Source organism: Streptomyces sp. CG 926 (assembly GCF_003148825.1).
In the GTDB taxonomy this organism is placed as follows: domain Bacteria; phylum Actinomycetota; class Actinomycetes; order Streptomycetales; family Streptomycetaceae; genus Streptomyces.
The window spans coordinates 160,590-173,973 of record NZ_QGGZ01000004.1; the positions used below are offsets into that span (position 1 = coordinate 160,590).

Consider the following 13,384-nt stretch of genomic DNA (forward strand, 5'->3'; position numbering starts at 1 on the left):
CCCGTGTGCTGGAGCGCGACGGCCGACCTGGCGGCGGGCACGGTGATCTCCGCCGCGGGGATCGCGTGCCTGGCCCGGGTGCGACGGGCCCGCGACCTGCCCGTCGCCGCGCTGCCGCTGCTGCTGGGCGTGCACCAGTTGGTGGAGGCCGCTGTCTGGGACACCGGCGGCGGCTGCTCCCCCGCCGCCACGGCCTGGGCGGTGATCGCCCTGCCGCTGCTGGCGGTCTGGGTGCCCGCCGGGGTCCTGTGGGCCGCCGCGCCGGGGGTCCGACGCCGCCTGTGGGGGCCGCTGGCCACGGGCCTGACCACCGCCGGCGTGCTCGCGTACTGCCTCGCGGCCCGGCCGGTGACCGCCGAGATCCGGGGTCACACCATCGGCTACGGCGTGAATGTTCCGTGGATGCCGCTGGTGCTGACGGGCTACCTCTTCGCCACCCTGGGCGCCCTACTGCTCGGCGGTGACCGGCGGCTGCGGACCCTCGGCGTGGTCCTGGCCGTGGGGGCGCTCGCCTGCTCAGCGCTCTGGCGGCTGGAATTCGCCTCCACCTGGTGCGCCTTCGCGGCGGTCGCGTCCCTGCTGGTCCTGGGTTGGGTACGACGCCCGTGCGGCGCTCCCCTGTCACGTGATCGACCGAAAGTTACCTAGACGTATGTAGTGACTTCACACGCGGGCGGCAGTAGAACTCGTTCCCATTCCATCGCCGAGTGAGGAACATCACATGAGCGAAAAACCGCTGCCCAGAAAGACCTCCAACGGAATCTCGCGTCGCGGATTCCTCGGTAGAACAGGTTCTGTTATCGGGGCCGTCGCCCTGGCAGGTCACCTCACACCGGCCGGCACGGCCGCGGCCGCCCCGCCCGGCCCGATCCCCGACGGCGCACGCGTACCGGCCCTGGTCATCGGCACCGGCTACGGCGGATCGGTGGCGGCCCTGCGGCTGGCACAGGCGGGCGTGGACGTGCAGATGATCGAGATGGGCATGTCCTGGGACACCCCGGGCTCCGACGGCAAGATCTTCCCGAAGGTGACCACCCCGGACTACCGGTCCTTCTGGCTGCGCACCCGCACCAAGGCGCCGCTCAGCAACTTCCTCGGCTTCCCGATCGACAAGGACGTCCCCAAGTACACCGGGATCCTGGACGCCGAGGACTTCGCCGGCATCACGGTCTACCAGGGCCGCGGCGTCGGAGGCGGCTCGCTGGTCAACGGCGGAATGGCGGTCACGCCCAAGCGGGCGAACTTCGCCGCCGTCCTGCCCTCGGTGGACGCCGACGAGATGTACGACACCTACTACCCGCGGGCCAACGCCGGGCTCGGGGTCGGCATGATCGACCCGGCCTGGTTCGACACCGCCGACTGCTACCAGTTCTCCCGGGTCGGCCGCAAGCACGCCCAACGCTCCGGCTTCGCCTGGACCTTCGTACCCGACGTGTACGACTGGGACTACATGAAGAAGGAGGCCGCCGGCACCGCCACCAAGTCCGCCCTGGCCGGGGAGATCCTCTACGGCAACAACCACGGCAAGAAGTCGCTGGTGCAGACGTACCTCGCGCAGGCGAAGGCCACGGGCCGGGTCGCCATCTCGGCCCTGCACAAGGTCACCTCGGTCTCCCCCGCGGCGGGTGGCGGCTACACGGTCACCATCGACCAGATCAACACGACCGGCGACACCGTGGCCACCAAGTCCGTGACCGCGGACCGGGTCTTCTTCGCGGCCGGCAGCGTGGGCACCAGCAAGCTCCTGGTCAAGCTGAAGGCCACGGGGGCACTGCCGAACCTCAACGGCGAGGTCGGCAAGGGCTGGGGCGACAACGGGAACGTCATGTGCGGCCGCGCCAACCACCTGTGGGACCCGACCGGCAAGCTCCAGTCGACCATCCCCTGCTCCGGCATCGACAACTGGGACGCGGGCGGCGCCTTCGCCGAGGTGGCGCCCCTGCCCACCGGTATCGAGACGTACGCCTCGTTCTACCTCTCGATCACCAAGAACCCGAACCGCGCCGAGTTCACCTGGAACGCGGCCGCGGGCAAGGCCGAGCTGAGCTGGCAGACCGCCTGGAAGCAGCCGTCCATCGCCATGGCCAAGACCATCTTCGACAAGATCAACTCGAAGGAGGGGACGATCTACCGGACCGATCTGTTCGGTGTCAACAAGATCTGGAACGACACCCTCACCTACCACCCGCTCGGCGGCGCGGTCCTGAACAAGGCCACCGACAACTACGGGCGGCTGCACGGCTACACCGGTCTGTACGTGATCGACGGCGCGCTCATCCCCGGCAACGCGAGCGTGAATCCCTTCGTCACCATCACGGCACTCGCCGAACGCAACATAGAGAAGATCATCGCCACCGACCTCCCGTAGGGCCGCGTCCTCCCCCCAGCGGCCGGGGCCGTTCGGATTCACCGAACGGCCCCTTCTCCTTGTGCGCCGCGCCCGGAGCGCCAGGCTCACGCTCGGGATCGCGCCCGACTCAGTGCCCCGGCAGCGCGCAGACGCTGTCCAGGCCGAGCACGTGGTTGAGCCGGCCGAAGGCCAGCCAGGACCCGATGCTCATCGTCAGCTCCACGATCTCCAACTGGCTGTAGCGCGCGGTCATCCGGTCCCAGAACTCCTCGTCGAGCCCGTGATGGTCGAGGGTGTACCGCTCGGCGTACTCCGCCGCGAGCCGGGTGCGTTCGTCGAACGCGTCGGTCGTCCGCCACTCGGTGACCGCGTCGGAGAACTCCTCCTCGACCTTCTCCCCCTCCCGCTCCGTGCGCCAGTCCAGGCAGAAGACGCACCCGTTGATCTGCGCCACGCGCAACCGGGCCGCCTCGAACTCGCGCAGCCCCAGGGTGGTGTGGGCGTACACCGACAGGGAGAAGTTCGCGGCGGCCATGCCGATACCGGGGACCATGTCGCCCCACACGTACTCGATGGGGTGCTGGCCTTCAGGGATGTCGATCCTCATGACTGTTTCCTTCCGAGTCTGCCGATGGCGGGGCGCAGCGGGATGTCGAGGGCGTCGTAGAGGCCCGGTTCCGCCTCGACGAGCCAGTCGATGGCGCCGACCAGGCGGCCGACGGCGGTGGCGTTGCCGCCCGCCGAGCGGTTCTCGCCCTCGTCCGTGGCCTCGATGGTCACCTCGATGCGCGGGCGGCCCTCGATGACGACCCGGTGGGCACCGTCGCCGCCGTCGGGCGGCATGGGCCAGTCCGGTGCGCACGAGGCGTGGATGCGGGTGACGTGCTCGATGACGATGCGGGGCTCGCCCTCGACGATGCCCTGCACCTCGAAGCGGATCGCGCCCTGGGTGCCGGCCTCGAACTCGCCCATGTTCCTGGTGGTCACCGTGGTGTCGAGCGCGCGACGCTCCGACGTCTCGCGGATCTCGTCGAGTTCGACGCCGAGCGCCCGGGCCATCATCCGTATCTGTCCGCCCCACACCATGGTGGGGATCGAGGGCATGAGCATCATCGGCTCGTGGTCCATGGGCCGGCCCATGCCCACGAGGTCACGGACGGAGTCCGGCTGGTCGTAGGTGGAGTAGTCGAAGATCTCCTGGCAGCGGATGACGTCGATGGTGGTGCCGAGACCGCTGAGCAGGAGCGGGAGGACGTCGTTGCCCCACCCGGGGTCGACGCCGGAGGCGAAGAACGACCCGCCGCCCTCGGCGACGGCGGCGAGCACCGGGTCGCGGAACTCGGGCGGGGCGCTGCGGTGGTCGTAGAGCGGGTAGAGGGCGGGGCTGACGACGACCGCGCCGGACCGGACGGCCCGGGTGATGTCGGCGAGCGCCTCGTCGGGCCGGATGTCTCCGGACGCGGCGTACACCACGGCCTGGGGGCGGGCGGCGAGGACGGCCTCGATGTCGTCGGTGGCTTCGACCTCCAACAGGCGGTCGAGTTGACCGAGTTCACCCGCGTCGTGGCCGACCTTGGCGGGATTGTGGACGATGACTGCGCAGAGTTGGAGCGCGGGATGGGCCTCGACGGCACGGATCGCCAGACGGCCCACGTTGCCGGTACCCCAGACAACCGTGGAAATCATGCGCGGAGGGTAGCCACAGGGCCTTTACGTTGCCAGAGTCGCGCGGCCTGAACTCGTCTTCCGGGGCGGGTTACTGGTTCTGGCCACCCAGGACGAAGAGGAGGTAGACGAAGAAGGCGAAGAGGTGACCGACGAAGAGGTAGGCGATCAGCCGGATGATCAGGCCGCGCGGGAACTTGGACTCGAAGCGGGCCCGTATGGTCGCGGGCGGGGTCGCGGGAGTGGTCGCGGGCTTCTCGGCTCGGGACATGGGTACGGCTCCTCGGCTATCGGTGGGGCGTGGTCGCGTGCGTGGTGGTGTGCGTGGTGGTGTGCGTGGTGGCCTGCGTGGTGGTGCCGCCGAGGCACAGCCCGGCCAGGCTGCTCTGCAGCAGGGTGTGGACGAAGAGCAGGTCGGCCCCACCCGCCGAGGCCGCGCCGATCCGGTGCGGGGTGAGCGAGTCGAAGTGCGCGCTGTCCCCCGGCTCCAGCAGGTGCTCCGCCTCGCCCAGGTGCAGCCGTAGCCGCCCTTCCAGGACGTACAGCCACTCCTCGCCGGGATGTACGCGGACCAGCTCGCCCTGGCTGCGGCCGTGCGGCACGTGCACGCGCAGCGCCTGCATCCCCCGCCCGGAGCCGCCCGCCTGCCAGTACGTCCAGCCGTCGGCCTCGCGGGCGCCCGGACCGCCGGCCCGTACGATGGGATCCGCGACGGCGGGGGTCTCGCCGAGCAGCTCGGAGACGGTCGTACCGTAGGTGCGGGCGAGTCCCAGCAGGAGCGGCAGCGAGGGCTGACGCCGACCGGTCTCCAGCCGGGACAGATGCGCGGGCGAGAGCCGGGCCCGCGCGGCGGCGGCCTCCAGGGTGAGTCCGGCGCGGCGGCGCAGCTCGCGCAGCTGCGGCGCCACGGCGGGAAGCTCGTCCGTCGGTTCGCCGGTACCGGCCGCGCCTTCGGGGTCGGTGTCGGGTCCGGTGTCGGGTCCGGGTGTCATACCCCGATTGAGCCAGATTCTTGCCTGTCTGGCAAACCTCCTTGCCTCTGAGGCAAATCCGCTGCGGGGCGACCTTTACCCTCACCTGTTCGGGGGCCCGATCACGCGCGAACGCGTGACCGCGGTTGCGCGCACTCCCGGGCAGTACAGGCTGGGAGGCACCGCACCAGGTGACCTACGGCGAGGGACGATGATCGTATCGATGATGTCCATGCCGGAGGGCACCTTGACCCATGGCCAGGTGTCGGAGGCACGTGAGCGCCTCGCCACGTCCCGCTTCCTGTTCGTGGACGTGGAACTGCCCGAGGAGGGCGCGTCCGACGAACCCCCGCTGGCCCATCTGCTCGGCCTGGAGGCCGAGGACGTGGCGTGGCTGGGCCGGCGGGAGGAGGCCGCCCGCGCGGACATCTTCGGGGAGAGCGGCGCCTTCGTCGTGCCCGCGGTCGACGAGGACCGGGTGATTCACGTCCACGCCCTGGTGACCGATCGGTACCTCCTCACGGTGCACCGGGGGCCGGCCCCCCTGATCGGGGACGTCACCGCCCGGTTCCCCCGGGAGAGCCCGCCGGACTCCGTCGGCATGCTGTTCCTGCTGCTGGACGAGGCCATGGAGACCTACCGTCGGGCCGCCGTCCGGGCCCTGCTGGAGGTGGAGGACCTGGAGGACGCCATGTTCCGCCGCCGCGAGCCCGCGCAGCTCTACCGCCTGGCCCGGCTGCGGCGCACCGCCGCGCTCCTGCACCACACCCTCCTGCCCTACCACCGGGTGGCGGAGGAGACCGTCACGCGCCGGGTGATGAACCGCGGCTTCCAACAGGAGCGCCAGCAGCTGGTCCGCGAGTACCGGCGCACCGCGAATCTGGTGCTCGCGGACATCGAGTCCCTCCAGGAGACGGCCCGGCGGGCCTTCGGCAGCTACTCCTCCCTGGTGTCGGGTGACCAGAACGGCGTGATCAACCGCCTCGCGGTGGTATCGACGATCTTCCTGCCGCTGACCTTCGTCACGGGGTTCTTCGGCATGAACTTCGAGTACCTGACGAACGAGCTGGAGAGCGGAGCCATCTTCTGGGTGCTCGCCGTGGGCCTGCAGGTGGTCTTCCTGCTCGCGGCCCTCTACGTACTCCACCGCACCCGCCTGTGGCGCATGCTGCGCGAGGACGACAGCGACCCCGACGACGAGTAGGACTTCCGGCCCGCACCGGGGGCGTCCGGCGGATGCGCTTCCCCGACGCCCTGAGCGTGGCCCTCGCGGGCTCTGCTGCGGCCGGCCGCGTCATGCGGCGCATGTACGCCGACGGACCGGTGCTGCGCGAGCGGGACGGAGCGGCCACCCGCATCGAGCGGCACGCCGAGGACGCGTCCCGTGAGGGCCCCGACATCCTGGCCTCCGCCACGGTCGAGAGCCGGGGCTACGTGCTCACCGATGCGCGGGACGACCTCGCCGACGCGGTCGACCTCACGACGAGGCGGAAGGCCTCGCCGATGCCGCCGTGGAGATCCTCGCCCCCATGGGCGGCCCGCTCCGCGAGGGCTTCGCCCGAACCTGGCTCGCCGCCGCAGAGCCCGCCGCCCACCCGGCGCAGACCGCTAGGGGGTGTCCGCCAGGACCGTGTCCACCGTGTCCGCCTCGGTCGCCGTCTTGTCCGGGCGGTGGCGCAGGACCCGGGCGAAGCGCAGGGCCACCCCCGCCGGGTAGCGGGAGGAGCGCTGCAGGCCGTCGTAGGCGATCTCCACCACCAGTTCGGGCCGAACCCGCACCGTGAAACCGTCGTCCTCGACCGCCAGCTCGCGCAGCCGCCCCGTCTGCCAGCGCAGCATCTCGTCGGTGAGCCCCTTGAAGGTCTTGCCGAGCATCGCGTACGTCCCGTCGGCTGCGCGCGCCCCCAGGTGCAGGTTCGACAGCAGTCCGGTGCGCCGCCCGTGCCCCCATTCGGCGGCGAGGACCACCAGGTCCAGGGTGTGCACCGGCTTCACCTTGAGCCAATGCTTGCCGCGCCGACCGGCCGCGTAGGTCGAGTCCAGCCCCTTGACCACGACCCCCTCGTGGCCGCGGCGCAGGGTCTCGGCCCAGAACTCCTCTGCTTGGGCCGCTTGCTCCACCGGATTCTCGACGGCGAGCCGGCCGACCCGCGCGTGCTCGGGCACGAGCGCGGCGAGGGCCGCGTAGCGCTCGCGCACCGGCAGGTCGAGGAGGACCTCGTCACCCACCGCCAGGAGGTCGAAGAAGTAGGGGACGACCGGGAGGGTACGGCGGGCCGCCTCGACGTCGACCCGGGAGCCGACGCGGCTCGCGATCTCCTGGAAGGGGACCGGGCGGCCGTCCGGCGCGCGCCCGATGACCTCCCCGTCGAGGATGAACCGCTCTCCGGTCAGCGACCGGGCCAACTCCGTCACCTCCGGAAGCCGCTCGGTGATCTCGTCGAGGGAGCGCGTGTACACGTGTACGTCGTCCCCGTCGCGGTGGACCTGGACGCGGATCCCGTCCAGCTTCTCCTCCACCGCGCACGGCCCGAGCGCGGCCAGCGCCTCGGCGACCGACTTGGCCGTGCCCGCCAGCATCGGCTGGACGGGCTGCCCCACGCGCAGGGTGACCGTACGCAGCGCTCGCGCGCCCTCGGCCAGCACGGCCGCCGCCACCCGGGGCAGCGAGCCGTCCAGCATCACCGCCCGACGCAGGTCGGCGGCCGGTACGCCGGCGGCCGCGGCCACGCCCTCCAGGGCCACCGCGTCGAGCGCGCCCTGGCGTACCTCGCCCGACAGCAGGCTGCGCAGGAACGCCTGCTCGGCGGCGGTGGCCCGGCCCAGCAGGCCGGCGAGGATGTTGCCGCGCCGCTCCACCGACCCGGCGCCCCGGGTGGCGGCGAGTTCCGCCACCGCCGTGTCGACGTCGAGGACGGTCAGGGTGGGTTCTGCCGCCGGTGGGGTCTCCCGGCCCAGCGTGCGCCAGCCGATGCCGGTGCGGCCTTGGGGAAGGCGCCCGGACAGGTACGAGATGACGAGGCCTGCCTCCTCCGGGGGTGCGTCGGAGAAGAGCCCGGCGAGCAGAGCGCTCTTGCGGGACCGGGCGGAGGTCTCGGCGACCTCCTGGGACACACGCGCGACGTCGGCCAGCAGCATGCGGCCATCCTGCCGCCACCGGACGGTCGGCGCAGGTCGGTCGGCGCAGGTCGGTCGGGCGGGTGGCGCTGTCACGCGCCCGTGACAATCGGCGGACGTTCTCGTGAGGATCGGCCGCCAGTCTCGTATGTAGGGGCAAAAGCGACATAACGACCAATCGCTTCTCCCACCCCTCACCCCCACCCCCACCGCCACTCCCCGGAGAACTCTCATGATCCGCACCTCCCGCAAGCAGCGTTTCGCGATGGTCGCCGTGTCCGGCGCGTTCGTCGCCGGAGGCGTACTGCTGCCGGGGACGGCCTTCGCCGCTCCGCATGCCCCGGAGACGGCCTCGACGGCCGTCCACCAGGCCGGACACGAGAAGGGCGGTCATCGGGACAAGGGCAACAAGAGCAACAAGGGGCACCGTGGTGAGCAGAACGGCCACCACGACAAGAAGGACCAGCACGGCCGGAAGGGCAAGGTCCGGGACGTCGACAACATGCCGGGCTGCAAGTTCTACCAGGGCAAGGTCTACTGCGAGCACCAGCCGGACCCGGCGCCGAAGCCGAACCCGGCCCCGAAGCCGGACCCGGCCGCCGCGGAAAAGGAAAACCCCGACCGCGTGCCGAACGTCTAGCAACCCGCTCACACGCCCCGGGCGTACCGCACCTGCGGTACGCCCGGGGCTTCGCATAGTCCCTGAGAAGGTGGGCGGTTCCGCCTGTGGGTGCTCGGAGCCCGGCGAGCGGGCCCTTAGGGTGCCCGTATGAAGCTCCGAATGCCCCGGCGCCGCCGAGACCGTCTGCTCGCGGGCGCCGCCGTGCTCGCGGTCGTGGCGGGGGCCGGTACGTGGACGGCCGCGTCCGCGACCGGTGACGAACCCGCCGTGCACCGCCAGGACCAGGTCATGAACATGCCCGGCGCCGGGATCGACACCTCCTACTTCACCGCGGGCGGCGGCGAGGAAAAACGTCCCGCCGTGCTCCTCGGACACGGTTTCGGCGGCAGCAAGGACGACGTCCGTGAACAGGCCGAGCGCCTCGCCCGGGACGGGTACGCCGTCCTGACCTGGTCGGCGCGCGGCTTCGGCCGCTCCGAGGGCCGGATCGGCCTGAACGACCCCGCGTACGAGGTCAAGGACGTCTCCCGGCTCATCGACTGGCTCGCCGCCCGGCCCGAGGTGAAGCTCGACGCGGCCGGCGATCCGCGGGTCGGTGTCTCCGGGGCCTCCTACGGTGGCGCGATCTCGCTGCTCGCCGCCGGTCACGACCCACGGGTCGACGCGATCGCCCCGCAGATCACCTACTGGAACCTCGCCGACTCCCTCTTCCCGAACGGCGTCTTCAAAAAGCTCTGGTCCGGCATCTTCTTCACCAGCGGTTCGACCGACGGGATGCAGCAGGCCCCGCGCGGACAGGGGCCGGATTCCTCGGCCGCGCCCGGCTGCGGTCGCTTCCAACCCGAGCTCTGCGCGATGTACGAGCGCGTCGCGGTGGCGGGCAAGCCCGACGCCGAGGCCCGCGCCCTGCTGGAGCAGCGCAGTCCGTCGGCGGTCGGCGACCGGATCAAGGTGCCGACCCTGATCGTCCAGGGCCAGGACGACTCCCTCTTCCCGCTGGACCAGGCCGATGCCATGGCCAAGGCCATCGCCGCGAACGGCGCACCCGTGTCCGTGGACTGGGCGGCCGGCGGCCACGACGGCGGGATGCGCGAGGCCGACCGTGTCGAGGCCCGGGTGGCCTCCTGGTTCGACCGCCACCTCAAGGGGGACGAAGGCACCGACACCGGTCCGGCGTTCCGGGTCACCCGATCCGGGGGCATCGACTCCACCGACGGCGAGGTCACCCTGCGCGGTGCGACCGGCGACCGGTACCCCGGGCTGGAAACCGGTCCGCGGGAGTTCGCCCTGACGGGATCCGAGCAGACCTTCGCCAATCCGGCGGGTGGCGCACCCCCCGCCCTGTCCTCGCTGCCGGGCATCGGTGGGCAGCTGGCCGCCTTCGGGGCCGGGCTGTCGCTGGACTTCCCCGGCCAGAACGCCCGGTTCGAGTCGGCGCCGCTGACCGGCGACGTGACGATCACCGGCACCCCGACCCTCACCCTGAAGGTGAGGTCGACAGCCGCCGACGGTTCGGCCGTCCTGTTCGGCAAGGTGTACGACGTGGGGCCCGACGGCCGGCAGCAGGTGCTGCCGAGCCAGCTGGTCGCTCCGGTGCGGGTGGAGAACGCGCGGGAGGGCACGACCGTGCGCCTGCGGCTGCCCGCGATCGACCACGAGGTCGCGGCCGGGCACCGGCTGCGGCTGGTGGTCGCCGCGACCGACCTCGGCTACGCGACCCCGGCCGCGCCGGCCACCTACACCGTCGCCGCGCAGGGCCCGCTGGCCGTGCCCGTCGCCGCCCAGGTGCGGACCGCCGCGGCCGGGACGCCCGCCTGGACCTGGTGGCTGCCGCTCGGCGCGGTGGCCCTGGCCGCGGCGCTGCTCGGTGTCCGGCGGCCCGGCCGGGGCTCCGCGGGGCCGCGGTCCGCCGCCCCCCAGCCGGACGCGGCACTGGCCGACGTACCCCTGGAGATCACCGGGCTGACCAAGCGGTACGCGAAGGCGCAGGACCGGTACGCGGTGCGGGACCTGTCCTTCCGCGTCGAGAAGGGGCAGGTGCTGGGACTGCTCGGGCCCAACGGCGCCGGCAAGACCACCACCCTGCGGATGCTGATGGGGCTGATCTCCCCGGACGCCGGGGAGATCCGGGTGTTCGGGCACGCCGTACGGGCCGGGGCGCCGGTGCTGTCCCGGGTCGGGGCCTTCGTGGAGGGTGCCGGCTTCCTCCCGCACCTGACGGGCCGCGCCAATCTGGAGCTGTACTGGCAGGCCACCGGCCGCCCGGCCGAGGACTCGCACATGGCGGAGGCCCTGGAGATCGCCGGGCTCGGCGACGCGCTGGAACGCGCGGTACGCACGTACTCGCAGGGCATGCGCCAGCGCCTCGCGATCGCCCAGGCCATGCTCGGGATGCCGGACCTGCTGATCCTCGACGAGCCGACGAACGGTCTGGACCCGCCGCAGATCCGGGAGATGCGGGACGTGATGATCCGCTACGCCGCCGGCGGCCGGACGGTCATCGTCTCCAGCCACCTGCTGTCCGAGGTGGAACAGTCCTGTACGCACCTGGTGGTCATGGACCGCGGGCAGCGGGTCGCGGCGGGCGAGGTCGCCGAGATCACCGGCGGCGGGGACACCCTGCTGGTGACCCTGGCGGAGCCGGTGGACGAGGTGAGCGTCGAGAAGGTGGCGGCGCTGGAGGGAGTGGGTTCCGTGGTGGCCTCCGACGACGGACTGCTGGTGCGGCTCGAAGGCGCGACGGCCACGGGCCTGATCGCCGAACTCGTACGGCTGGAGGTGCCGGTGAGCGGGGTAGGACCGCACCGGCGACTGGAGGACGCGTTCCTCACCCTGATCGGAGGTGCGGCGTGAGTACGGCGACGACGGTGCGGGAGGTGGCTCCGGGGTACCGGGCGAGCCGTACGCTCCCGCTGCGCGTGGAGGCGCTGCGGCAGTGGCGCCGGCGGCGGACGCTGGTGATGGCCGGGGTGCTGGCCGCGCTGCCGTTCATCCTGATGATCGCGTTCGCGGTGGGCGGCGGCCCGGGCAGCCGGGGCGGCGCGAACAACCGCATCACGCTGATCGACACGGCCACGGCCTCGGGCGCGAACTTCGCCGCGACCTGCCTGTTCGTCTCGGCGGGCTTCCTGCTGGTGGTGCCGGTGGCCCTGTTCTGCGGGGACACCGTGGCCTCGGAGGCGAGCTGGTCCTCGCTGCGCTACCTGCTCGCCTCGCCGGTGCCGCGGGCGCGGCTGCTGTGGAGCAAGCTGGTGGTGGCGCTGGGCTTCAGCCTGGCGGCGATGGTGCTGCTGCCGGTGGTGGCGCTGGCGGCGGGGACGGCCGCGTACGGGTGGGGGCCGCTGAAGCTTCCGACGGGCGGGGCGCTGGCGGCCGGGGACACGGTGCCGCGGCTCGCGCTGGTGGTGGCCTTCATCTTCGTGTCGCAGCTGGTGACGGCGGGCCTGGCGTTCTGGCTGTCGACCCGGACCGACGCGCCGCTGGGCGCGGTGGGCGGGGCGGTCGGGCTGACGATCGTCGGGAACGTGCTGGACGCGGTGACGGCGCTCGGCTCGTGGCGGGAGTTCCTGCCGGCGCACTGGCAGTTCGCGTGGGCCGACGCCCTGCAGCCGCAGCTGGAGTGGGGCGGGATGGTCAAGGGGGCGGTGGTGTCGGCGTCGTACGCGCTGGTGCTGTTCGCGCTCGCCTTCCGCGGGTTCGCCCGCAAGGACATCGTGTCCTGAGCCCGCGCGGACGGCCCAGGACGCGCGGCTCACGGCCCCCACGGCGCACGCACTCAGGACACGACGTGTCCGGGGGCGTGGGGCGTGGGGGCCGTGGGCCGTCCGTGGCAATGCGGCCGCGCCCGCGTGTGGCTGCGGTCCGCCCGCCCCCGGCACGATGAACAATCGCGGTCATCACGACCGAGGGGTACCGCCCATGCACACAGCAGGACCTCCGGCCCGCAGGGCCGTGCTGACCGGCGGGCTCGCGGCCGCCGCCGCGGCGGTAGCGCTCGCGGGATGCTCCTCGCCGCGCGCGCCGAGGGCGACCACCGCGGCGCCCGAGCCGCGGCCGGACACACCGAAGGCCGCGTTCGCCCGTCTGATGGAGGGCAACGCGCGCTGGGTGAGCGGGGATCTGGACCACCCGGACCGGGATCCCGAGCGGCGGCAACTGGTCGCCGAGGCGCAGGACCCGTTCGGGGTGGTTCTCACCTGCATCGACTCCCGGGTGGCGCCCGAGCTCGTCTTCGACACCGGGCTCGGCGATCTGTACGTCCTGCGCACGGGCGGGCAGGCGATCGGCCCGGTGGTCACCGGATCCGTCGAGTACGGGCCGATGACGGGCGGCACCCCGCTGATCGTCGTGCTCGGGCACCAGCGCTGCGGTGCCGTCGAAGCCGCGTACAAGTCGCTGCAGGGCGGCACGCCCTTGCCCGGGAACCTGCAGGCGATCGTGAAGGCGTTGGGACCGGCGTACCTGCTGACGGTCGAGAACCCTGGTGCCGACCCGGTCGACACCATGATCCATCAGCAGATCCGGGTCACGGCCGACGATCTGCGCACCAACTCCGACCTGGCGCCCCTCGTGCGGAAGGGCGCCCTGGCCGTCGTCGGCGCGTACTACTCGCTGGACACCGGCAGGGTGGATGTCCTGACGGGCGCACCGGCCTGAGAC

At 72.3% G+C, this 13,384-nt stretch carries 12 protein-coding genes; 7 read left to right on the forward strand and 5 right to left on the reverse strand.

Going from position 1 to position 13,384, the window contains the following annotated elements; translation table 11 throughout:
* Positions 1 to 3: 3 nt before the first annotated feature.
* Complete coding sequence (locus BCL76_RS12815; protein WP_109779608.1) at positions 4 to 648, forward strand: DUF6629 family protein; 645 nt, start codon at positions 4 to 6, stop codon at positions 646 to 648.
* Positions 649 to 721: 73 nt separating this feature from the next.
* Positions 722 to 2,368 carry a GMC oxidoreductase gene (locus BCL76_RS12820; RefSeq protein ID WP_109779609.1) on the forward strand — a complete coding sequence of 549 codons (1,647 nt, stop codon included), beginning with the start codon at positions 722 to 724 and terminating at the stop codon, positions 2,366 to 2,368.
* A 109-nt stretch (positions 2,369 to 2,477) separates the two neighbouring features.
* Here BCL76_RS12820 and BCL76_RS12825 read toward each other — a convergent pair whose 3' ends face one another.
* The 4 genes from BCL76_RS12825 to BCL76_RS12840 form a co-directional block, all read right to left on the reverse strand.
* Positions 2,478 to 2,957 carry a carboxymuconolactone decarboxylase family protein gene (locus tag BCL76_RS12825; protein WP_109779610.1) on the reverse strand — a complete coding sequence of 160 codons (480 nt, stop codon included), beginning with the start codon at positions 2,955 to 2,957 and terminating at the stop codon, positions 2,478 to 2,480.
* Complete coding sequence (locus tag BCL76_RS12830; RefSeq protein ID WP_109779611.1) at positions 2,954 to 4,036, reverse strand: NAD(P)H-dependent amine dehydrogenase family protein; 1,083 nt, start codon at positions 4,034 to 4,036, stop codon at positions 2,954 to 2,956. The genes BCL76_RS12825 and BCL76_RS12830 overlap by 4 nt, the downstream gene beginning before the upstream one ends.
* Positions 4,037 to 4,106: 70 nt before the next feature.
* A complete protein-coding gene (locus BCL76_RS12835; protein WP_109779612.1) occupies positions 4,107 to 4,286 on the reverse strand; it encodes a DUF6126 family protein in 180 nt (59 codons plus the stop codon).
* 16 nt (positions 4,287 to 4,302) lie between these two features.
* Positions 4,303 to 5,007, reverse strand: a complete 705-nt coding sequence (locus BCL76_RS12840) for a helix-turn-helix domain-containing protein (RefSeq protein WP_258309594.1) — start codon at positions 5,005 to 5,007, stop codon at positions 4,303 to 4,305.
* Positions 5,008 to 5,209: 202 nt separating this feature from the next.
* Here BCL76_RS12840 and BCL76_RS12845 point away from each other — a divergent pair, with 202 nt between their 5' ends.
* Entirely contained in the window at positions 5,210 to 6,190 is a 981-nt protein-coding gene (locus BCL76_RS12845; RefSeq protein WP_258309596.1) for a magnesium transporter CorA family protein, read from the forward strand.
* A 404-nt stretch (positions 6,191 to 6,594) separates the two neighbouring features.
* Here the strand turns inward: BCL76_RS12845 and BCL76_RS12855 are convergent, their stop codons facing one another.
* Positions 6,595 to 8,124, reverse strand: coding sequence for an ATP-dependent DNA ligase (locus BCL76_RS12855; protein ID WP_109779614.1), 1,530 nt, complete (start codon positions 8,122 to 8,124; stop codon positions 6,595 to 6,597).
* 211 nt (positions 8,125 to 8,335) lie between these two features.
* On the opposite strand from BCL76_RS12855, the gene BCL76_RS12860 reads away from it, so the two are divergent.
* The 4 genes from BCL76_RS12860 (at position 8,336) to BCL76_RS12875 (ending at position 13,381) form a co-directional block, all read left to right on the forward strand.
* Positions 8,336 to 8,743 (forward strand): hypothetical protein, encoded by a 408-nt coding sequence (locus BCL76_RS12860; RefSeq protein ID WP_109779615.1) that lies wholly within the window; start codon positions 8,336 to 8,338, stop codon positions 8,741 to 8,743.
* A 129-nt stretch (positions 8,744 to 8,872) separates the two neighbouring features.
* Positions 8,873 to 11,578 carry an alpha/beta fold hydrolase gene (locus BCL76_RS12865; protein WP_109779616.1) on the forward strand — a complete coding sequence of 902 codons (2,706 nt, stop codon included), beginning with the start codon at positions 8,873 to 8,875 and terminating at the stop codon, positions 11,576 to 11,578.
* Entirely contained in the window at positions 11,575 to 12,447 is an 873-nt protein-coding gene (locus BCL76_RS12870; RefSeq protein ID WP_109779617.1) for an ABC transporter permease, read from the forward strand. The genes BCL76_RS12865 and BCL76_RS12870 overlap by 4 nt, the downstream gene beginning before the upstream one ends.
* 196 nt (positions 12,448 to 12,643) lie before the next feature.
* The gene (locus BCL76_RS12875) at positions 12,644 to 13,381 is read left to right on the forward strand and encodes a carbonic anhydrase (RefSeq protein WP_181382531.1); all 738 of its coding nucleotides are present in this window, start codon (positions 12,644 to 12,646) and stop codon (positions 13,379 to 13,381) included.
* Positions 13,382 to 13,384 lie beyond the last annotated feature (3 nt).